A 23,114-nucleotide genomic window follows, 5' to 3' on the forward strand; every position below is an offset into this window, starting at 1 on the left:
TGTCAAGTAATTGATAGCAATTATTATTTTTAAAATTACACAAAGATAAATAAAAACCTCCCACCTGAAATTTCAAGTGGGAGATTTTCCGAAGTGACACGTTCAAACGTTAAACCGTGTGTATTATTTATTTCAGTTCATTTAAACGTTGCTGAACTATAAAAAGTCGCTCAGCTTGGACTCCACCGTCTAAAGCCGAGAGTAAACTCAAATAAAAATCATCCGCCTGCCGGGTCATCTGAAGAATTAGTTGACTGCATTCGTTATCCACAGCATTTCCATAAAGAGCCTTTAACCTTTTTTGCTCTTTTTGTAAATAAACATCCGCTAATGGCTTCAGCACCATTTCTAGCTCTTCACGCATTAACGTATGGTCATTTTTTTCAAAAAAAGATTTTGGATTTCTAAAATAAGCCAAAGCTTTTACAAACAAACCTGCCTGAATATCCTGAAATGCTGTTTCAAAGTCAATTTTGATTTGACCTTTAAATTCAAATAAAGAAAAAGATAGATCCGTGTTAATCTCAAAAAGACGTTCCATCAAACTATGCTGATATTCTACCGTTATTTTTTCCACAAAACGGTCAAGCCGCACCGTGGTTGCTCGCAGTTCCTGAGCAAAATCAAAACCAATTTGTTCGAGCAATTCCCCTAAAGCATCTTGCAAGGCTTTTTTTAAATTACGTCCATCATCCCTCAGCAGCGTAGGATTAAATGAATCCTTAAAAAAATCGCCAAAGCGGAAAAACACCCGCTGCTTAATATAATAAATTAATTCGTCACATTCTTGATACAGACGATTTTGTAACGCCTCCACTGTTTGCCCGACCAAAACTTTTGTTATCGCCGCTTTCTCAGCTTGAATATGAGAAGACTTTTGCTGTTTTATCACAGCATCTTCCTGGGTGCTTGCAATGAGTTTCTCGACAACACGCGACACCCGACACAGTTCGTTTTCCGATGCAGCAACCGCCATATTCGCCAAATCATTAGTAATAAAATGATAAAAAGCATCTTCAAAGGCTCTCAGCCCCGATGCATCAATTGTACTTTTTTCTTGTTTTTCCCTAAGTGCCTGAATACTTGATAAAGGATATAAATGGGGATTTCTCACGCCATACTTTATAAGCTGCTGCTGAACATATTCAACTACAGTTTGCTTTTCTCCCTCATTCTCCGCCAAATCAATGGCATTGATCATAAAAAACATTTTATCCAACTGAAACGAATCTTTTACCCGCCCAAGTTGAATTAAAAATTCCCGATCCGCTTTAGAAAAAGCATGATTATAGTACGTTACAAATAAAATTGCATCCGAATTTTTAATAAAGTCAAAGGAAACACCCGTATGACGTGCGTTAATTGAATCTGCCCCCGGTGTATCTACGAGTGTAATGCCCTGACGCGTTAATGGACAATCATAATAAAGATCAATCCATTCGACAAAGCACGATTTTTCTTCCAGCGCAACATAATCACTAAATTCATGAACTGTCGTTGTAAGGACCATACCGAGCTGTTCATAAAAGAAAGCATAACCTCGACTAACAGCCTTCAAAAACGTATAATTTGTCTTTTCAGCAGCCCCCTGCTGAGTCAAATCCCCCTGCAGTTCTTCGATTCGCTTACATGCATCAGCTAAGCTCTCTGCCGATAAATCAAATAATTTCAAGGCATGATTTACATCATCCAGCATAGCATCTGCTGTTTTGACTTGAATGATAACCGTTCCATGCTGATAAGAGCCATGAATTGGCTTAATTTTATTGATCGCCGCTGTCATCGGATTTGGTGAAACAGGTAGCACTCGCTCTCCGATCAAGGCATTGGCAAAAGAAGACTTTCCGGCACTAAATGCCCCGAATAATGCAACCGTAAAGCCTTTATGGTCAAGCCTTGCTGCTTTTTCCATCAGTTCATTGGCAATCTTTTTAAACCCTGGCAGGTCTTGAACTAACTGTGCTGTCTGCTTCAACTTTTCCGCAGTAGCTTTCATATGATCCACTGATTTATGCGGTATTTTATTTTTCCCCAACACGACTGGCATATGCACAATATTTATTGCCTTTTTTTCTGTTGCCGCGGTGAGGGTATCTCCAGAAATTACCTCAAACCCGACTTCACGTAAAGCAAATAAATTAAGGCGATCCACCGATAAATCAGGGGCTTCCTCACATAGCAGCTTTTCTAGATTGTCTTTTAGTAAACTGGTAATGGATTCTTGTTTTTTCAGCTGTTTTAAAGCAGCAATATAACGCTCTAAGTGCACAGATTTCTCCTGCAGAGTCGCCTGAATATCTACGTTTTTTTCCGCAGCAGCCTGCAAAATTTCGTTTTTAAGTGCCTTTAACACAGTTTTCACAAACGACTTAATGGCATGAGCCACATTCGCTGTATAATTTAAAACATATTCACCAGACAGACGTGCGCCCGGCTTCACAGCAGCTTCTAATAATTCATGCGGAAACTCAATATGAAAGTTCTGTATTTTTTCCAATAACTCTTTATTATCCACACGCGTACTGCGTAAAAACTGCAATAAGAAATCACGCAAATGCCATTCAATCTGCGACTTTGTTTTTTCGAGGATAGCCTTGTAGAAAGTTTCCAACCGCAATTGTCTTTCGCTTAATGTCTTTTGTTTTGTAAATAAAAAACCTACTTTAAATCCAGGATCACAAGCTGCAAGATAAGATTCCGCACAAGATCTGGTTTCAAACGGCATCAAATAAGCATTGTCCATAATTTTATTGATTGAGGCATCAAAGTTGCTTTCCGCCTGCTCAGCCCCAAGTTCCGACTCATGTTTTGCGTTGCATAGACTACTATATGTATCTTCTAAGGCAGCCTGATCCTCAGGCGATAATTCATGTAAGATATCCCGAAAAGGTTGAGATTTTTGCTCAGCCATTTTCTTCGTGGAGACAAAATAATCCTGGATAATTTTCTGCAAAGAATTCTCTATCGACTGCAGCAATAAACTGTCTTTTGCCTGTAACCGCTCCGCCAAGTAAACTTGAAGTTGGGGAAATTCATTATATTCATGATCGTCTTGTTTTAATGATGTATAAAAAATACGCGCGGGCTTAACACCCCATGATAAAAAGGAATCTGCCACACTCTTTTTAAAGTCAGTAAAAGAAAGTTCTTGTTTAGAATGTTTATCAATTTGGTTAATGACAAGACAAAATTCTTTGCCAGCTGCAGTCAATGCCTTGGTAAACATAAAATTTAGTTCCGATTGCACATGATTATAGTCCATGACATATAAAATCAGATCCGCCAAATGAATTGCCGATTCTGTGGCCAGACGATGTGCATCATCTGCTGAATCAATCCCTGGTGTATCCATAATAACAGTCTTATCAGGAAGGTTCGAACTTATATGACTAATTTCAATTTCCTGAATTTGGTCGCCGTCCTTACAATAATTTTTCACCATTTCATAATCATAAGGAGCAAGATATAACCGCGGCTTTTCATTTTTAAAAAAGACCTTTACAAACTCTTGACCCTCTTTGACTTTTACAAGATTTGCACTGGTCGGAATCGGACTCGATGGCAGAAGATTCCCGCCTACTACACGATTGATCATCTTTGATTTTCCTGCCGAAAAATGACCGCAAAAAGCAATGGTAAATTCTTCATTCATTAATTTATCTGCTAATTGCTTAACTTTTTCCGCATTTTCCTGATCCTTGTGTTCGACTAAATATTCATAAGCCGCTAAAAGTTTCCCTTTTAACGATCGAATCTCCACCTGACGCTCCGTCGTTTGAACCATAAACCATTTCTCCTTATAAACAACTTCATAATACATATATTTTATACTATCAGGATATAAATAAGCAATCTTATATTATTCGTTATATACAGATAGTATGATGAAATGAAAATGCTCTACCGCATTTATCATCACCGTTATGAACTAAATAATCTTATGATTCTTGCATTCTTGTACCTTTACGTAGTAGAATGAAGAAATTAATAACAACCAAAATATTATAGATGACCCTTATCCATAAAAATTTTAAAAGGAGAGCATAATGATTGATTTATTTATAAAACTAAAAGACAGAATCGTACATGGAAACTTCGAGACACATCTAGTCGTAGGCCTCATCTGTTTGGGAGTAGGAATTTTTATAATCCAAAAAGTATTCTATAAACTACTCAAAATAATTACAAAAAAACCAATATTTCATACACCTTACTGCATCGTGCATTTAAAGGAATACCCACATTATTAGGCATTCTTATTGGTCTGTACTTAGCTATGGATATTCTCGATTTTCCGCCACCAGTACTACAATTTCTTCACTATCTATTTCGTGCGCTTAACATTATGGTACTGACACTTTTTATCGCCCATCTTTTTTCAAGTTATTTTAAACAAAAAATAGGAAAAACATCAAATAGCTTCGGTGCTACTTCTATATTGCCCACAGCAATTGATCTGATCGTTTACAGTATCGGTTTTTTAATTTTACTTGAATCTTTTGGGATTTCAATTTCTCCGCTCCTCACAGCCTTAGGAATCGGTGGTTTGGCTACTGCTTTGGCACTACAGGACACTTTAACAAATTTATTCTCCGGTATTAATATGCTGGTTTCCAGACAAATCAAGATCGGCGATTTCGTTAAATTAGCTACTGGTGAAGAAGGTCAGGTAGTGGATTTAAGCTGGCGCAACACTACAATAAAGACCCCTTCTGAAAATATGGTAGTCGTCCCCAATCAAAAAATTGCTTCTTCTACACTCACGAATTATGCACAACCATTTGCTGAATGTTCCATCACGATTCCTCTTGGCGTTAGTTACGGAAGTAATTTAGCTTATGTAGAAAAAATTACAATTGCTGTTGCCCATGAGATTCTTCAAGAGGCAGAAGGGGGAGTCACAAGTTTTGAGCCGTATATACGATACATCGGGTTTGCTGAATCCAGTATTAATTTTTATGCAATTTTACGAGTAAAAACCTTCGCCGACCAAGCCCTGGTTCGACATGAATTCATAAAAAGACTTTATACTCGTTACGAAAAAGAAAACATAATCCTTTCATTTGCAAAAGGAAAAGTTCCTGATTCTATACCAGATCCAAACGGAAAATTAGAAACAATAACGCCTCCGGTAGTATCTAAGTCAAAATAAAAGCTGTCTGTAGAATTTGCTAATTCTTAGACAAGCATAAAAATTAAAATTATTTAATTCAATTAAAATTCCAAGAGAATTCTATATCGTTTCAAAATAATACATTTTTCAATACTCCATTTACCCCGTCTGTTTTAAATATTTCTTTATAATAACTTAGTTCGGTCTGGATTAATTCATCAATTACCCGCATTCCCAAAAGTTCCACTGGAGCCTTGTCATCGGTCAAAAGATAGTCACCTTTTTGATAAAGCTTCATATCCCTCTTAATATTATGCATCAAGCCTTTTAACGCACTATCCCTTAGCTGCATCGTATTTTTGGCAAAAGTTTCAGCAATGTCCTTATTTTGCGTAGCAAACAATTCCCGATTTGTTCCTCTTGCCACATTCACTGTATAAACCTTGTCAAAAACATTTGCAATGGTATCTGATAAATACTGATTAATATTTCCCTCTTTTTCAGTATGCATATTCATATTTACAACCATAATACCATCTTTGGTTAAGTGCTTCTTGACCAGCGTAAAAAACTCTAATGAAGACATCTGAAAAGGTATCGTTATATCCTGATAGGCATCCACCATAATTACATCATATTTTTCATCCGTTGCATTCAAATAGGCTCGTCCATCATAGGTAGTCACCTTTATAGTATTGGGAAGTTTAAAATATTCACTTGCTAAATTCGTGATTTTCTGATCGATTTCCACGCCCTCAATGGACGCATTGCTAAAATATTTTTGACATTGTTTGGCATACGTTCCCGTTCCCATACCAAGCACTAAAACTTTTGCATTTTCTTTAGCATTAAGACCGGACATGACTGGTGCTGCCAGTGCATAATCATAATACATGCCGGTCAAACTATCATCTTTTTTCATGATAGATTGAACACCGAAAAGTACATTCGTCGAAAGGATTATACTATCATTGGTTTCTTTGACCTGAAGATAATTGTAAATCGATTCGCCTTCATATAAGAGATTATTTTCCCAAAATGCGAAACGATCGGCAGAACCAAATATGCTGCAAAGAATAAATAAAAAAACACTGATGCTGCATTTCACTTTCTGCGTTTTTTTCTGGATAAAGTAAATCAAACCCAGAAGCAGTAAAATTCCTGAAAACAATAAGAATGTAATGGATGTCCCAACGGCTGGAATCGTAACAAAAGTTGGCAGAAATGTACCAAGAATACTACCTATTGTATTCACAGCAACAAGCGTACCTACAATTTTCCCACTGTCAGCCAAACTATCTACTGTATATTTCACGAGTGAAGGCGTAACTGTCCCCAATAAAAAAAGCGGAAATACAAAAATAACCATACAGGATAAAAAGGCTGCGAAAGCCAAAAAATTACTATTTATAGTCAAAACCAGTGCTGCCGACACCGCTAAAATGATATATTTCCCCAACAAAGGTATTGCGGCAATCCAAAGCGCGGCAATGATCAACCGCATGTATAATACATCAGGATTCGGATTCTTATCAGCACTTCTGCCACCCCAAATATTCCCCAAAGCCATCGCGATCATGATCGTTCCAATTATAATTGTCCAGACAATCTGTGATGAACTAAAATACGGTGCTAAAAGTCGACTTGCCGCAAGTTCAACTGCCATAACTGACATTCCTGCAAAAAACTCGGTCACATATAGGTAATATTTATTCGTTAAAATACTCCGTGATTCCATTTGTTTGCTCCTTTAATAAGACTTGAATTTATTATATGTTGCATTAAATATTCTATACGCCCTATACCCCATTTCTGTCCGACTAACAGACTAGCTGTAATTTCTTTAATGAGTTTTACATGTATTTGATTATCCTGATTACTTTTTAAGTATATACTAAAGCATAATCAATTACAGCTTCCTTTTATAAACAAAATTCACTTATTTTAGCCTACACAAGCAAAAGTTCTATTTCTTATTAAAATAAGTATATTTCGATAAAAAGCTGAACCTCAAAATTCCGAGGTTCAGCTTTTTATGCATTTACAATTAAATTTTAAAGACGGAAATCGCCGCTTGCAATTCCTGCGCCATCTGCGCCAGGCTTTGGCTCGCAGACGAAATTTCGTCCATAGATGCGAGCTGCTCCTCAGCCGCCGCGGACACCATCTGCGATTCATCCGTAGATACTCTGCTGATAGCATCGATATTCTTCACCGAAGAATCAATACGTTGACTGCCATCAACGATTTTCTTGAGTGCCAGCTGAATTCCTTCCATCCCATCACTACTTTGATGCACAAGCTGGACAATTGATTTGAGACTACCACCGACCATATGAACGCTTTCAACGCCAGCCTTCACCTTTTGGTTACCTTCCGCCATCGCAGAGACAGCTGCTTCGGTATCACTCTGTACTGTGATAATTTCTTCAGAAATTTTCTGTGCCGCTTTTTTAACTTCTTCTGCCAGTTTTCTAACTTCCTCTGCTACTACAGCAAAGCCTCGTCCCTGTTCACCAGCACGGGCTGCCTCAATCGCTGCGTTAAGTGCCAGTAAATTTGTTTGTGAAGCAATTCCGGAAATCGTTTCTGTAATCTGACCAATCTTTTGCGACTGTGCCCCCAGTTTACCGATAACTGCAGCGGATGATTGTACCGACTGTTCTATATCCTGCATATTACTTACCATGATGTCAACATCACTACTGCCACGCTCTGCATGTTCTGCTGCCTGCCTTGCTTCGGCTACAGCTTTACCACTATCCACTGCAATCACTTCTACATTATTTTTCATCTCAACTGCTACGATAGACGCTTCTTCTACAGATTTCATCTGCTTATGCGCGCCCTCAGCCACATTGGTAATCGACCCGGCAACCTGGGTTGCTGCCTGTGCCGTTTGATGTGCACTTGCGGTTAGCTCTTCACTGGCAGCGGCCATGTGCTCCGATTGATCGGCAACTTTGCGAATCAACGCCCGCAGCGCATCCCGCATTTTATTAAACCCTGCTGCAAGTACTGCAATTTCATCTTCACCTGTAATATCAACTTTCTGTGTAAAATCACCTTCTGCAATTTTCTCTACATACTGTGTCAAAAGTTCCAACGGCTGCGCCATGCGCTTAGCGATAATCCACGTTGCCAATACTACAATAATAAGTGCTAGTAATGTACCGAAAATAAAGATCCAACGCAAAGTAGCTAATGGTGCATACGCCACTGAAACCGGAATATTGATTCCCAATAGCCACTGCGTTGATGGTACTTTTTCAAAAACCAACAAATAATCTTTCCCATTCATCGTATAAGAGGAAATTCCCTTATCTTGATTTTCCGTTCCCTTTAAGACCTCATAAATTGGTTTGAGAGCCTCGACATCTTTGATATTTTTATTTTGTACCGATTCTTCTGAATAAGCTAGAATCGTGCCTGATTTATTTAATAAAAAAGCAAAACTGTCATCAAAGGGGCGAATCTTAGCGATGGTACTAAATACCGTATCCATAAGCACATCGGCTGACAAAACACCCCGAACCTCTCCCGTCGATGTTTTCAATGGCATCCCCACTGGCAATGCCATTTTTTTTGTAACACCATCTAAATACGGCTCACCAAAAGTCAACCCATTTCCCGCAATTGCATCTTTATACCAAGAACGCGTACGTGAATCGAAATCTGCTGGTGGTATCCAAAGTTTACCATCGATTATTTTACCGTCTGAATTTTGTCCAAAATATAAATCACTGATTTCTTTATCCGCCTGATCAAATCCCAAAAGCATTGGCAGTGTAACCATGCCGTCACCAGCTAATGCCTGAATAGTCATTGCTTTAGTCTTTACAACAGCGGCTTTTCCAGAAAGCCATCCATCAAGATCTTTCGTCGAAGCATCTACGATCGCTTTCGCACCTTTCTCTATTTCATTTTTCAACATCTTCTCCGTATAAAAATAGGCTGAGCAGGAAATAAGCACCAGCAACGTTGCCATCAAGAACGAAAAGATAAGCATTAGTTTTTTTTTCAGATTCATATATAGCCCTCCACCCGTAAATAATGCAGTGTAAAAAAAAAGACTATGGAGTACAATTGTATCCCATAGTCATCATTGACCAACAAAATCTTTTACTTCTGCTTGTTCAATATTTTACCGCATCGCGGGACTTTTGTCCATGACAAACTCAAATGCTTGTTAAAGTTTCCAATATCTTAACAAAAATTTAACAAGCTAACAAAGTGGTAATAACAAGAATTTTATGTACTCGAGTCATTTATACTCTACGCACTTTCCATTCCGTTTTTACTTTTATTCGTTCAATCTTGACCTCGGGTAATTTTTTTTTCGCTGCTACATATTTTTCGAATTCTGAAATATTCATCCACTTCTCTTGCAGCGGATAAGCATAATCAAAAGCATAGCCCCGGACACATCCAAAATCATCTTTATATGCAACCGTAATATGTTTCAACCTGTAAATCTCAAAATAAGATGCTGTTATTATTACTAGCGGTATTAATACAATCCAAACATTCATTGCATAGCCTCCTTAGATGAATCTTTACGGACTCGTTCCTTTATTTTGCAAATTCTTTATTGCCCCTTAAATGACTCAGCTAAATATTTCGACATTGCTTTTAAACTGTGCAGTTAAAAGGAACACTGGATGGATGCCTTTGACATTTACTTAAATATATTCTATATTTTTTCTACTCAAACGTTCCCAAAACAACAGCTTTCCCATTATTAACCATATGTTGTCCCTTTGCCCAAACATGCTGCAAAACAAATTTATCATCAATAATTGTAAAATCGGCATCACTGCCTACTTGGATACAACCTTTTTGCGGCCATATTTTTAAAATTTTAGCTACATTTGTGGTAATAACTTGAACTGCATCACTGATTGCAATACCTTCTATTGTAACCATGTCACGAAATTCTTCCAGCATTGAAAATTGACTGGCAACCCCTACCCCAATTGTATTACCCTGTTGGTCAAATATTGGCATACTACCATTGCCATCGGAACTCATCGTAATCTGACTTAAGGGAACACCAGCTTCCAGTGCTTTTTTCACAGCCTGGCTTGGTTTAATAGCTTTCACTGAACCACTCGCCGGACTAACCCCTGATGTGATATCCATCATACCACCTTGTTTTGCCCATTCAATACTTTGTGCAAATAACTCTTTATTCCGATTAACATGCGTCGGTAAAAATTGTGATTTGGGAATTTCACCATTGGCTGTTATTTCAAATAGCAACTTCATGCCATCTTTTCCATCCCCCATATGCATATCAATAATTCCAGCTTTAGCGCTTAGCATACCGCCCACTCTAGCTTCTGCAGCAATTTTTTGATATTCATCTTTAGTTGGCTGTGCCGAACGATGATCTGCCATCGCCAGTTCACCTGCACCAATAATCTTATCAATGATTATAATATCTTTTCGCACACTGCCCGTAATGGTTGGTGTGGGGATTTCATATGCACCAGTATAAATGTAAGTGGAAAGACCTTCTGCTTCCAAGCCACGAGCTTTTGCCAGTAAGCTCTCTACATGCCGTGTTACTCCATCTGTACCAAGGCACCCTACCAATGTAGTTACACCCGCAGTAGTTACTTTAGAAAGTACAATTTCCGGTGTGCGCGTGGCATAACCACCTTCTCCGCCGCCACCAATCATGTGAACATGACTATCAATAAAACCTGGCATTAATGTATGACCTGACAAATCAATTTCTTCAACACAATAACCTTGTGGTATTGTTAGACCTTTTCCAATCGCGGCGACCTTATCACCAGCAATTAAAATATTTTGACAGCCTAAATCATTTGGTGCAACTATCTTCACATTCCGCAATAGCGTGAAAAAAATTTTAGATTGTATCATATTCTCGCCCCTTTATTTTTAATAAAAGCATTTTCAAAAAAACATTAAAATAAATCTCATAAACCATATAGACAGTAATGCATTAATTACACAAATCCCTAATATAGCCGCATAATGTTTTGTATTCACATTAGCAATTCCTAAGCAGCGTCCAATATTCTGTACAGGATTCCCCATTAAATAAATTGCCGGAACAAGCATTGTAACCTGTGTTGCATCAAGATTCGCTCCTGTATAAAGGCCTACCGCTACACCAATCGCCCCGCCCATACTCATAAGTGACGTTATAATGACAGTTGCAGCTTCGCCCGGAAGTCCCCAAAGTGCCATAATCGGAGCAAAAACAATACCAATTAATTTCAAAAGTCCCGTGACGTCCAGCACTCGAATAATGACAAATGCCATCACTACGTTTGGTAAAAGACTCGTAGTTCCAATCGTAAAACCACGCTGAGCTCCTTCAATAAATAAATCAAGAATATTTTTCTTTTCTACTATCACATCATCATTCGTTGCCATTTTTAGCACCTCCGCTCAATCTATTTCTTAAAACAAATTTAAAATATAATCGCAGTAAATTCGCACCAATTACTTTAAACAGTAACATAACCAATATTGGCACAATAATCGGCACTAGCATAAACGAAAACACTGCCGGTCCCGAAGAAAAATAGTTTGTAATAAATGCACTCGCACTAGTCTGATATGCAATAATCACGGAACGTTCTTCATCCGTAATTTCACCTAAATCCACCAATTCTTTAACCATTCCTGCCGCCGCATCGGTACTTTGCATATTTGCAATATTTGCCAGGGCAGCAACCCCTGGAATACCAAGTAATGGACGCAAAATAGGTGACATTATTTTTTGTGCTGCTTTTAATCCCCCCAAACCATCTACCACATTAACAAGACCTAATGCTAAAATAACGGCTGGAATTAATTCCAATGCAAATAAAAAACCATCGCGCGCACCAGTTCCCCCAGCACCACGAAACGTGAAAACTTTTTCGACGCCTTCAATTTTACCAAAAGATCCATTTAATACATTAAAATCAAAAACACGTAACCATCCGTCATATGATGAAAATATTCCTGAAAACACTAAAACAGCAAAAAAGAATGCCACATATCCAATCCACGGTACCTTTAGTTCTCCTTCATTTTCTTTTTTCATCTGTTAATTGACCTCCCCAGTTTATAAAAAAATAATTTACAGTTACATATACAGCAAATTATGTGCCAAGTTTTAAAGTATTTTAAAAAACTTTAAACTTATGATAAAATAAAGGCGTTTTAGGCGTATTACCTATATTTACAAATATTCAGCTTACTATACTTTAATACTTATGCCCTTTCCATGAATCATAAAAGCAGGATTTCTTTACAATAAGGTAAATGATATATATAACCCTTTTTATTTCCCTTTTAAATCCCTTAAAGTGAATTTGCAGCAGGAGGTATCCACCGTCTACATGAAAAGTTTAGTTGTTATTGCTATTGGAAAAAACACAGCCCTTGCCTGTCGCGAACAATTACACCGACTTTTAGGTAATCAAGTAAATGTTAGTCATTATTATGCCGAAGGAAGCCTGCCTCACAATATAAAAGCCGATCTTATTTTATTTGCGAGTCAGCTTGCTTATCGAAGAACTAAACCGTATGTAAATAAAACATGTCCAATTTTAATTGCTAGAAGATCCATTAACTACCATGAAGTAAATAAACTTTTTCAAATATCGGCCGGAACTGACGTCCTATTAGTTAATGACTCATTAGCAAGTGCCAATCAAACTATTGCACTCCTGCAAACGCTGGGTATTGACCATATTAACTATTACCCGTTTGCACAGGGACTAATAAGTTATCCAAGATTAAAAATCGCAGTAACACCCGGTGAAAAAGAACGAGTTCCTGATTTTGTCGACGAAATCATTGATATAAAAGCCCGTCTAATTGACATCACAACACTAGTTGAATTGCTACTTCAATTGCGTTTATTAGATTTATATGCAGAGTTTCTCTCCGCAAATTACATGCAAGATATACTTCAACTAATAAAAAATGGAAACCAAATGATTTATGAAAGCAATAAAATGAAAACCCAACTCGAAACGATTCTAAACACCGTTCATGATGGTATTATCGCGACGGATGAAATGAGACAAATTTCCGTATTTAATCCAATCGCAGAAAAGCTGCTTCACGTTCAAGCACAAAATGCATTACACTCACCCATCGATAAAATAACCAATCCAAATATTCTACAAATTTTCCAAGAAAAAATGAATTCACAAGAAGCTTTGCTAAAAGTAAATGGACACCATCTCCTCGTAACCGTTTCTACACTGTATCCTGAAACAAATGATAATAGCAAAGTTTATACATTTAAAGATGTATCCGAAATAAGAAGACTGGAAGAATCGGTCCGACGTAAACTGCTCCAAGAGCACAATGTCGCCCGTTATACATTTGCGCAAATTGTCGGTCAAAGTAAAAAAATTCGGCAAACACTAGAAATCGCCAAAAAAATGTCACATTCTGACTCAACAATCTTAATTCAAGGTGAAAGCGGTACTGGTAAAGAACTGCTTGCTCAAAGCATACACAATGCTTCACCTCGCCATGCCGGCCCATTTATTGCCGTAAATTTTGCCGCACTCACCGAAAATCTACTTGAATCAGAACTATTCGGTTACACCGAGGGAGCTTTTACAGGTGCTAACAAAGGTGGTTCTTCTGGTTTATTCGAAGCTGCTCATAAAGGAACTATTTTTCTCGACGAAATAGGTGATGCGCCGCTGCCTTTCCAGGTAAAATTATTGCGCGTTTTACAAGAACAGCAAATCCGACGCGTTGGCAGTTCAAATCTAATCCCGATTGATGTTAGAGTGATTGTCGCCACCAATCAAGATTTAAAGCCATTAATAAAAAAAGGGTTATTTCGTCAGGATCTGTATTATCGACTAAATGTACTGCCCATTAAAATCCCACCCCTTCGAGAGCGTGTGGATGACATTCTTTTATTATGCAAAGTTTTTTATCAAAACTACACCCATAGTAAAGATTCTAATCAAGCTACTATGTACTTTCAATATATAGCGCCTTATCTTTTGAAATACAACTGGCCGGGAAATATTCGTGAACTGCAAAATATCGTAGAATATCTGCTTAATATTTGTCAAAACAAACCACCGCACTTTACTGACTTGCCAGAAGAACTCCAAAGTAGTTGCAATTTTAAACCTTCGGCAGCAAAAAATAAAAACCAGCTAAAAGCATCTATATGCCAAGAAATAAAACAAGCTAATCAGGAAAACCGTTCAATCGGTCGTCGCTCATTAGCACAAAATTTAATCATTCCAGAAAATCAAGTACGTGTTTTATTAGAAGAATTGGCAAAAGAAACCTGGATTATTTCACAAAAAGGACGAAGTGGTTTAAAAATAAACCCCCTGTATGAAAATAAACAATATCACACTCCCGATTCTTGCGATAAAATATGAATTTCATCAAAGCCTCCCTAAATTTTCCTTTAAATTAAATTTTTACAATTTGTTAGCAGGTCTTTCTTTACGATCAGCGAAATATTGTACTATAACACGAAACGAGGTGATATTATGGGATCAAAAAGCACTAAACCTGAAGGGCATGATAAAAAGTATGGTACAAAATGCGAATTTCTGCATGACCTTACCCTTCTCAAACTAAAAAATATACCAAATCTGCATGCATTGCCTGAAAACGAAATATATGACCTTTATTGTAAAACGTATGAAAGCTTCAAAATCGCTGTCAAAGAAAAAGAATCTTGCTGCGAACATGCCCACAAAACAGATAAATAATATTTCTCATCCGCGCCGCATCACGTTGGCGCGGATTTTTTTGCTTATTTTTCTATGTTACTCTTCTCATCAGCAATTATCTGTGTACTATAAAATATTCATACTATATATGGCATTAAACATTTTATGTGGCAATCGTCAGGAATGGGGTATAGGGTTGAGGGGCGTTACGTAGGAAGCAAACGATGCCCTATACCCCATTCCGGGCAGACTGATAGACTGGATGTAATTTCTTTAATGCGTTCTATATATCATACCGAAATCACTAAAAATAATATTCGCAAAAATAAAAGACTGCCAGTCTAACCATTTTTTCTAAATAAAGATGCAATAATTATTTCTGCATCTTTATTTAGATTATGTGTTAGTTTGACAGTCCTTTTAAAGTATTAACTATTCCATTTTATTCACTTACTGCGATCAATTTATCTTCTTTTAAAATATGTTCAACAAGCCACTCACTGACAAAATCCAAAATTCCTATTAAATATTCATTTTGACCATCATCAATTTGCTCAACATCGATATTGTCCATTTTCTCTAAGAAATCATTATGTGCGACCTTTTGTGATAAAAATTTTTTATAGCCAATCTCTTTCATATAGTCTTCTTCGGCTTGAAAATGATAAATTGTGTAATTTTTCAATTCATCAATGATCTCAATGATTTTCCCATATTTATCTGTAATTAATTGATTCCGTAAAAGATCGTAACTCCTATTTGCTATTTCGAATAATTTTTTATGCTGCTCATCCACACATTCTACACCAATACTATACTCGTCTTTCCATTTTATCATAATCTAACCATCTCCTTGACTTCTTACTTATCATCATCGACAATAAAACAAAAATGAGGCAGCAAAGTGCCACCCCATCAACATCGATGTTTTTAGCTATCTGTCTAATCAATATTTTAGCTTAACAGATATACTAAATTGTAATTTAGTATACTTGAGTTTAGGAAAAAAATCAATATTATTTTACGCCACTACCACGTATGCACAATTTTCCCATCGTCTTCTTCACCCCAGAGATTATTATGCTTTGCGACAAGTTTTTATTACTTGTTTTTCCCCCAGTACTTGATAAAGACCCTAAAATAAGCGACTCTCAAAAAAAATTGAAAGTCGCTTATAGGTTTAGATAGATTTACACAATATCTTTCCAGTTTGTGATATTTTTTTCCCAGATATAACTATAATTTTGGGCAATTTCTCGTACCGTTTTTGGCTTTTGACCTGTAAGAAGTTCAATCGCGTTAGACGATACATCCATTAACCCCTCTGCGATGCTTGCCTCATTTGTAACCATGTCATTTCCACACCATGGAACAGGTGACTGAGAATAGTCGCCTGTAGCAGTTCTTGGAATATGCACGGAATCAAGATATTCAAAGAATTCAGCATGGCTTACAGGACAGTATTCAATATGTTTTCCTGATAATTCGCTAATTAGTGTCACGATATCTCTCTGTGAAATAGATTCTCCGCCACAGGCTAGGTAGGTTTTATTGTCTTTGCCTTTTCCAAGTAACAATGCAGTAGCTAATCTGGCAACATCATCCTTTGGAACAAAGGTTGCCTTTCCTTCACCAGCAGTTGTGTACCATTTATTTTCAGACATAAGTGCAAGCATTACTGATGTTGTAAGATAGTTTTCCATATAGAGATTATCCTGCATGAAATTGTAGGAAATACCTGTCTCTTCATGCTTTTCACGGATGTATTTTTCTGTAGCAGTATGGTCTGGAGTAACATATACATGTTCATACGCAGGATTACTTGCACCAAGAAAAGATGTGTATGTTATATGTTTTATGCCGGCTTTGATAGCGGCATCTACTACATTTTTGTGTTGCTGTATTCTAATTTCGCCAATTGTTACAGCAGATACAATATAAAGCCTGTCACCACCTTCAAAAGCTTTTGCCATTTCTTCCACGTTGTCATAATTGGCTTGCGAGACAGTGACTCCTAAACTTTCCCAGTTTGTTTTCTTTTCAGGATTCAGTCGATTTAAAAAAGGACAAGTGAAAATCAATTCTTTTGGAGAAATATGCTCTAACATATTTCCAGCGACTCTGCCACCGAGTTTTCCATCACATCCGGTTACGATATACTTCATTGTAAATCCTCCTCGTAAAAATTACTCTAGTATAAATATAGCAGTTCCTTACTAGAAAATGAAATTGAAAACTGTTATGATTAATAAAAGATACTTATTAAAGACGGAGGTGATTTTTTGTATTTTAAACAAATCGAATGTTTTGTCCAATTGGCAGAAACATTGAATTTTAACACGACTGCTAAATTATTATATATAAGCCAACCCGCAGTTTCACAACAAATTAAAACACTAGAAGCTGAATTTGGCTTTAAGTTATTTATTAGAAATAAAAGAAATGTAGAATTGACACCTGCCGGTGTATCTTTTTATACTGATATGAAAGATGTTTTGACCAAAACGAACATTGCCATATCAAAGGCGAAAAATTATGCCATGAATTATAAAACAAATCTATCAATCTGCTATGAGGGAACATTGTTTGAACAAGAGATGATGCCTGAAATATTATCTTATTACAGGATAAACTACCCTGATATTCATTTTTATATAAAACATGCTGATTATAAGGAGTCTAAGAAATCCATTATTGATCAGAAGAGCGATATTATATTCACAGTACAGGAAAATATCCAGTCATATTCTGAGATATCCTATTACCAGCTTTTGAAAAGTACTTTTGTATGCGTGATTCCTAAGGATCATATTTTCGCAAAAAAGACATTTATTGGAATTGAAGACTTAAAAAATGAGACATTGATTTTACTTGATCCTATTAAATGCCCACCTGAAATGGCACGCGTGCAAAATAAAATCCAACGGTTATGTCCTGATGCACCAATACTTTTTTGTGATTCGGAAATAATTTGTACCACAATGATGAAAGGAAATATGGGGATTGCATTTATGCCAAGTTTTGTAGCACCAACAGATCAATATTATCTTACAATTCCACTGGATATTACGGAAATGGTATCTTACGGGGCAGCATGGAATAAATCAAATAAGAAAAAAGAAATACGTGATTTTATAAAAGTTGCAACATGTATATTTGGGAAACACGTGGTATGAATCTCGGAGAAATTTAAAGAATTATAGAATTCAAACTTCGCAGTAAAAAAACAATTTCTGGATAGGCTACACTAAACTGTTTGGTTGTCCAATACGCTTACCATCAAACAATCTCACACCTTAAAACGGTATGCCCCATCACGATGAGATCATTACCAATGCCATACAAAAATTATATGTTGTTAAATAAAAAATGGGCACGATAACATATTCAAACATGTTATCGTGCCCACTCTCGTAAAGGCTTGATTTCATTGGTGCGACTGCCGCGATTCGAACGCGGAACCACAGCTTAGAAGAATAATTTTATCATTTTATAGGATATTTCCTATTATTATTAAGTCTATTTATTCAGCCGTTCACTTAAAGCTTTTAATTCATTAAAATGTGTTGCAATGATCCGATTACATATTTCTATAGATATATCTTCTTTATAAATATGAGAAGTTAAATTTCTATCGTTTAAAATTTGTACCCATATTTCATCATTTTTTATTAAACCATAACTAAAAGCTTCTTTCATTACAGACTTTGGACTATTAACCTCAACAAACCCTTGATCTAGTAAATATTCACGTGTCGCTTTCCAAGCAAGTTCAGTAGTAAATTCAAAACGCTGAATAACGCCATCACGAACAACACTACTGCCAGAGTTTTCTAGCTCAATTAGTGCTTCACCAAGTCGTTCAACCGCACTTTTAAAATTATGTAATTTATTTGATAATCGTTCCATAATCACAATTCCCTCTTTATTTATATTAGCTAGCAACTTTTCATCTGTAAGAGGATTGATAAACACAATATCAAACTTAAACAAGGTATCTAATTTTTCTATATCATTCGTAAAATTAGCTACTTCTAAGCTTGATTCAGACTGACTAAAGATTGCTAAGTCAATATCACTACTACTTCTAAAATCGCCTCTTGCTCTTGATCCAAACAAGATGATTTTGTAAATATCAGGGTAATTAAAAGCAATCATTTTTATTTTGTCCATTAATTGCTCCATAACATATCCGCCCTCCACGCTACAATCAATTAGCATTATTATACCACAATTATATCCAAGACTACAGCCAGCTTCCAAGCATGATTCTATCAGTCTGGTCGTTAATGCGATTGAATTCAAGCAACGTTTCACCTTCGCACTGTGAAACAAATTTGTACAATCTAAAAAAAATTGCAATTTACAAAAGTAAATTGCAATCAACGTAACACACAAACAAATATTTATTTCATTTCAAACCCGCGTTTTTCTAAAAACTTCTTCATATGCGGACGCTGTTTTTGTTTAAGAAACGCCGCCATTCCTTCTGTCCAGCTATTGCTGCGTTCATTATTGCTTCGCTCCCGATAATACTGCCGAATAACCTCATCATATTCTTGTAGCTTAACATTATCTTCCTGCGTCGAATATTCATCTTCTTTTAAAACAAGCGACAGAGGCAGGCGAGGTTTTGTACTATTTACTTTTTCCGGATACCCAAGACACATACCAAATACAGGATACACGAGCTTGGGAATTTTAAGCAAATCACACACTTCCTGTGGATTATTCCGTATTCCTCCGATATAAACTCCGCCTAAACCTGCTGATTCAGCAGCAATCATGACATTTTGCGCAAAGAGAGCCGCATCGACTGTTGCCATAATAAACAACTCCGTCAAACTGCTTTCAATCGTTTCATTATTCATACTGCAAGCTTTTCCCAAACGATTTAAATCTGCACAAAAGACCAGAAAAACCGGGCATTCTTCAACATAACTTTGTTCACCCGTTAAATAAGCCAACTTCGTTTTCTTTGCTTGATCTTTAATATGGATCACTGTATAGGCTTGAATATGATGTGAAGTCGATGCGTATTGGCTCGATTTGATTATATCCTGCAGCAGATTTTCATCGACGTCCTGCTCTTTAAATTTTCTAACTGAAGAATGTTTTTTTAATAATTCCATAACCTGATTCATGTTAATCCCCCTAAAAAATAAAAATAGACTTTTTTATTTTTTGATTCTTATATGCATAGTAACACTGACGCCAATTTTACCAAACAAAACACTTGTTCAACCATAAATCGTTCAATTCAATGATTTTTTTCAGTAATTTTTAAATTCATCTATTATAACTATAGTTACAATAGCTTTTATATAAGACACCACATTCGTAATATAAGAACGCGGTGTCTATCCTTTATTTACTCTACTTGTTAGCGTATTTTTCCAACAATGTTTCCCCTCCAATACCAATACTGTCAGGATCATACTCTTCAATGAAAACAGTGAAAGAGCTGGCAGGAGAAGCTGAGTTTTTTTCATTTTCATTTTAATTACTGGCACAATAACACTTCCTTTCAATTTAATTAAATAACTAGCACTGTGCTACTAATATAGTAGCATGCTATAAAATAAATATCAATAGTTTTATTATTATTTCTTCTATCCCATCCTAATATTTCATATATGTTAGGTTTTCCCTTGCGAGTCTTTAGATTTCAAAATATATCATATAATGTAATTTTAAATTTTTCCATTATGTATTTGCTATATAAATGGTAGCATGATATTATTTATATAGCGCAATGTAAATATTTTACTATGAAAGAAAAGAATATTTATGCCAGTGATTACAATTAAAATAAAAAATCGCAAACTAAAAAAGAATTGATTAAAAAATCATCATAGACAAACATAAGGGGGATTAAAAATATGTCAGTTCCACATCCAGGAAAACCAGTTCGTGGCTCAAAATCAGGACTTCCTATTATGGCTCTTTTCGATCTTTTAGGTAGAAATTGGGCAATGGGTATCATCTGGAATTTGCAGAATGATTCCACTACTTTCAGAGAACTTCAGCAACGATGCGAGTCTATTTCTCCTGGAATATTAAACAATCGCATCAAAGAGTTAAGAGAAGCCGATATTGTAGAGCGTACTATTGAGGGCTATCAATTGACCCAACGCGGAAAAAAACTTATGGAATTATTGCGTCCATTTGGTGAGTGGTCACGTAACTGGTCAAAAGAAGTATTCAACTATACCAAGACACGTAGCAAGCAAACTAAGGATGATATGTAGTTAATTTTATCGAAATGTCAGATCATTATCACAAAACTGGTGAAGATGTGGTTTTACGAAATACACCTAACTTTATATTAGCAATTTCTGATAAAAATTTTACACATGGACGTGATAATACTAATTTTACTCTTGCATATGCTGAATTGTTTGCACCAAATCTGGCTATCACTCCTTGCTTCAACTATTAGATATACCTGAAAACTTAACAGTAAAGGGCGAAATTATAGTTATTTATTCCAAATATGGCTTTAGACGGCTGCTAAACTGCTCCCCATTGGTCGTAACTTGGCACTATTCATGCGATTCAAATGAATTCTAAACAGAAAAGTGGCATAACAAAAATCTCAAAATTTTACATATATTCTACCAAATTTCTCAACATCTGAAAAACAAAATCAATATATAAAGAAGGTACTTTCTATGGTTCGTTTACTTACACCCTTAAAAATTAGTAATCTTAATCTAAAAAACAGGCTAATAATGCCTCCAATGGCAACATCAAGAGCTGGATTACAAGGAGAAATAACTTCTCCTCTTTTACAATATTATGACGAAAAAACACGTGGCGGATACTTTGGTATGGTAATTACAGAACACACTTTTATTTCAGCAGACGGAAAATCGAGCTTCCACCAGATTTCTTCTGCTGACAACAGTATGCTTTCAGGCTTAAGACAGCTTTGCGATGTCATTCACAATAATAGCTGTCCTGTTATCTTGCAATTAAACCATGCGGGAAGCGGTACTAATATAAATGTTATTGGTTCTCAGCCGATTGCTCCATCAGCTGTTATAAATCCTTCAAAGTCAAATTTAGAGCTCCCGTGTGAACTTAAATGCGATGATATCAAAAAAATTATAAGTAATTTTGCGAATGCGGCTTTACGAGGAAAGCGAGCCGGTTTCGATGGGGTTGAAATACATTCCTGCCATGGTTATTTATTAAATCAGTTTTTGTCACCACTTACCAATAGAAGAACTGATAAATATGGAGGCAATATTAAAGACAGGATTCTTATTCATCTTCAAGTACTAAGAGCCGTCCGCAATGCGGTTGGTGATGATTTTCCTATTTTATTCCGCCTTGGTGCTACTGATAATATGGATGGCGGATTTAGCTTAAATGATTGTATTGTAGCGGCAAAAGAACTAGAAAATGAAGGCGCGGATATGCTTGACATATCCGGTGGAATGTGTCGTTACACAGTACCGGACTCGGAAAAATCAGGATATTTTATTAAACAGGCAAAAGCAGTTAAAAGTGCTGTTTCAATCCCGGTCATAGTAACTGGAGGTATTAGAACAATAGAAACAGCCGAATTGCTTCTGCAAAATAATGTTGCAGATTTAATTGGCGTCGGAAGACCTGTCTTTAACGATTCAAATTGGGTTAAAAACGCAATTAGTAAATATGCTTCGATACGGATTTAATTATTCGAAGTTTTTGGTAACAGGGATTTTTTTCGACTAAAATTAAAACTCGTCGATGCCCCTGGTTAAGTCGGTGTTTTATTTCAAACAGTTAATAAAAAAATAAACGGATCTGAACTGCCCCCCATAAATTAGATTTAGGTCTAATTTATGGGGGCAGTTTTTTTAGCTCACTTTTATATTACCATTTACAGTCGTATTGGACTTACGCCGACGAGTAAGCACCCATACTAGGCGCACAATACAAAAAAGGCTCCAGCAAAATGCTAGAACCCTTGATTACAATTGGTGCGACTGCCGCGATTCGTGTTTATGGCATAATGAAATAGGACAAAGTTGCAAATAAAAATCCCCACTTATGCAAAACAGAATTCCTCAAAAATGCAAAAAGCCATTGCGAACAAGAACCAAATAACCTACCCTTATTAGGTGACAAAACACTAACGGGGGAGGACTGGAGGATGCTCACAATGACCCAAATTGATTATATCAGAAAAGCGTTCTTTGAGGAAGGTCTCAATATTTCACAAATTGCAAAAACCTTTTCTTGTGATCGCAAAACGGTGCGCAAGTATTTGGCAATCGAAGATTTCAATCAACCATTCCCTAAAGCAAAAC

The 23,114-nt window shown here is 36.4% G+C and carries 18 protein-coding genes; 7 read left to right on the top strand and 11 right to left on the bottom strand.

Annotation, left to right across the window (positions count from 1 at the left end; genetic code table 11):
• Positions 1-127: 127 nt before the first annotated feature.
• Complete coding sequence (locus BMY14_RS16940; protein WP_091834433.1) at positions 128-3,784, bottom strand: dynamin family protein; 3,657 nt, start codon at positions 3,782-3,784, stop codon at positions 128-130.
• 492 nt (positions 3,785-4,276) lie between these two features.
• On the opposite strand from BMY14_RS16940, the gene BMY14_RS16950 reads away from it, so the two are divergent.
• Positions 4,277-5,152, top strand: a complete 876-nt coding sequence (locus BMY14_RS16950) for a mechanosensitive ion channel family protein (protein ID WP_245741463.1) — start codon at positions 4,277-4,279, stop codon at positions 5,150-5,152.
• Positions 5,153-5,243: 91 nt separating this feature from the next.
• Here BMY14_RS16950 and BMY14_RS16955 read toward each other — a convergent pair whose 3' ends face one another.
• The 6 genes from BMY14_RS16955 to BMY14_RS16980 form a co-directional block, all read right to left on the bottom strand.
• A complete protein-coding gene (locus tag BMY14_RS16955; protein ID WP_091834436.1) occupies positions 5,244-6,851 on the bottom strand; it encodes a spermidine synthase in 1,608 nt (535 codons plus the stop codon).
• Between the two features lie 309 nt (positions 6,852-7,160).
• Entirely contained in the window at positions 7,161-9,143 is a 1,983-nt protein-coding gene (locus tag BMY14_RS16960) for a methyl-accepting chemotaxis protein (protein ID WP_091834438.1), read from the bottom strand.
• Positions 9,144-9,381: 238 nt separating this feature from the next.
• The gene (locus BMY14_RS16965) at positions 9,382-9,645 is read right to left on the bottom strand and encodes a hypothetical protein (RefSeq protein ID WP_091834440.1); all 264 of its coding nucleotides are present in this window, start codon (positions 9,643-9,645) and stop codon (positions 9,382-9,384) included.
• Positions 9,646-9,817: 172 nt separating this feature from the next.
• Positions 9,818-11,005 carry a beta-aspartyl-peptidase gene (gene iadA, locus BMY14_RS16970; protein ID WP_091834442.1) on the bottom strand — a complete coding sequence of 396 codons (1,188 nt, stop codon included), beginning with the start codon at positions 11,003-11,005 and terminating at the stop codon, positions 9,818-9,820.
• Between the two features lie 33 nt (positions 11,006-11,038).
• Entirely contained in the window at positions 11,039-11,524 is a 486-nt protein-coding gene (locus BMY14_RS16975; protein WP_091834444.1) for a YjiG family protein, read from the bottom strand.
• The gene (locus tag BMY14_RS16980) at positions 11,511-12,182 is read right to left on the bottom strand and encodes a nucleoside recognition domain-containing protein (RefSeq protein ID WP_019554045.1); all 672 of its coding nucleotides are present in this window, start codon (positions 12,180-12,182) and stop codon (positions 11,511-11,513) included. Before BMY14_RS16980 ends, BMY14_RS16975 begins: the two co-directional genes overlap by 14 nt.
• A gap of 298 nt (positions 12,183-12,480) precedes the next feature.
• Here BMY14_RS16980 and BMY14_RS16985 point away from each other — a divergent pair, with 298 nt between their 5' ends.
• Both BMY14_RS16985 and BMY14_RS16990 read left to right on the top strand, forming a co-directional pair.
• A complete protein-coding gene (locus BMY14_RS16985; RefSeq protein WP_091834447.1) occupies positions 12,481-14,511 on the top strand; it encodes a sigma-54 interaction domain-containing protein in 2,031 nt (676 codons plus the stop codon).
• A gap of 114 nt (positions 14,512-14,625) precedes the next feature.
• Positions 14,626-14,850, top strand: a complete 225-nt coding sequence (locus tag BMY14_RS16990) for a hypothetical protein (RefSeq protein WP_091834450.1) — start codon at positions 14,626-14,628, stop codon at positions 14,848-14,850.
• Between the two features lie 403 nt (positions 14,851-15,253).
• On the opposite strand, the gene BMY14_RS16995 is transcribed toward BMY14_RS16990, so the two are convergent.
• Together BMY14_RS16995 and BMY14_RS17000 are read right to left on the bottom strand one after the other, a co-directional pair.
• Positions 15,254-15,649, bottom strand: coding sequence for a bacteriohemerythrin (locus BMY14_RS16995; RefSeq protein ID WP_019554042.1), 396 nt, complete (start codon positions 15,647-15,649; stop codon positions 15,254-15,256).
• Positions 15,650-16,001: 352 nt separating this feature from the next.
• Positions 16,002-16,976 carry an NmrA family NAD(P)-binding protein gene (locus BMY14_RS17000; RefSeq protein WP_091834453.1) on the bottom strand — a complete coding sequence of 325 codons (975 nt, stop codon included), beginning with the start codon at positions 16,974-16,976 and terminating at the stop codon, positions 16,002-16,004.
• A 117-nt stretch (positions 16,977-17,093) separates the two neighbouring features.
• Between BMY14_RS17000 and BMY14_RS17005 the strand changes: the two genes are divergently transcribed.
• A complete protein-coding gene (locus tag BMY14_RS17005; protein WP_091834455.1) occupies positions 17,094-17,987 on the top strand; it encodes a LysR family transcriptional regulator in 894 nt (297 codons plus the stop codon).
• Between the two features lie 343 nt (positions 17,988-18,330).
• On the opposite strand, the gene BMY14_RS17010 is transcribed toward BMY14_RS17005, so the two are convergent.
• Together BMY14_RS17010 and nfsA are read right to left on the bottom strand one after the other, a co-directional pair.
• Positions 18,331-18,996, bottom strand: coding sequence for an HI0074 family nucleotidyltransferase substrate-binding subunit (locus BMY14_RS17010; protein ID WP_177177640.1), 666 nt, complete (start codon positions 18,994-18,996; stop codon positions 18,331-18,333).
• A 221-nt stretch (positions 18,997-19,217) separates the two neighbouring features.
• Positions 19,218-19,955 carry an oxygen-insensitive NADPH nitroreductase gene (gene nfsA / locus BMY14_RS17015; protein ID WP_091834461.1) on the bottom strand — a complete coding sequence of 246 codons (738 nt, stop codon included), beginning with the start codon at positions 19,953-19,955 and terminating at the stop codon, positions 19,218-19,220.
• A 738-nt stretch (positions 19,956-20,693) separates the two neighbouring features.
• On the opposite strand from nfsA, the gene BMY14_RS17025 reads away from it, so the two are divergent.
• The 3 genes from BMY14_RS17025 to BMY14_RS17030 all read left to right on the top strand — a co-directional run bounded on the left by BMY14_RS17025 (position 20,694) and on the right by BMY14_RS17030 (position 22,496).
• On the top strand, positions 20,694-21,062 hold the full coding sequence (locus tag BMY14_RS17025; RefSeq protein ID WP_091834463.1) for a winged helix-turn-helix transcriptional regulator: 369 nt from the start codon (positions 20,694-20,696) through the stop codon (positions 21,060-21,062).
• Between the two features lie 14 nt (positions 21,063-21,076).
• Positions 21,077-21,253 carry a nitroreductase family protein gene (locus tag BMY14_RS20685; protein WP_177177641.1) on the top strand — a complete coding sequence of 59 codons (177 nt, stop codon included), beginning with the start codon at positions 21,077-21,079 and terminating at the stop codon, positions 21,251-21,253.
• A 232-nt stretch (positions 21,254-21,485) separates the two neighbouring features.
• Positions 21,486-22,496: an NADH:flavin oxidoreductase gene (locus BMY14_RS17030; protein ID WP_091834466.1), complete on the top strand. Its 1,011-nt coding sequence runs from the start codon at positions 21,486-21,488 to the stop codon at positions 22,494-22,496.
• Positions 22,497-23,114: the final 618 nt, after the last annotated feature.

Origin of the sequence: Propionispira arboris (assembly GCF_900109225.1) — a bacterium.
Classification (GTDB): domain Bacteria; phylum Bacillota; class Negativicutes; order Selenomonadales; family Selenomonadaceae; genus Propionispira; species Propionispira arboris.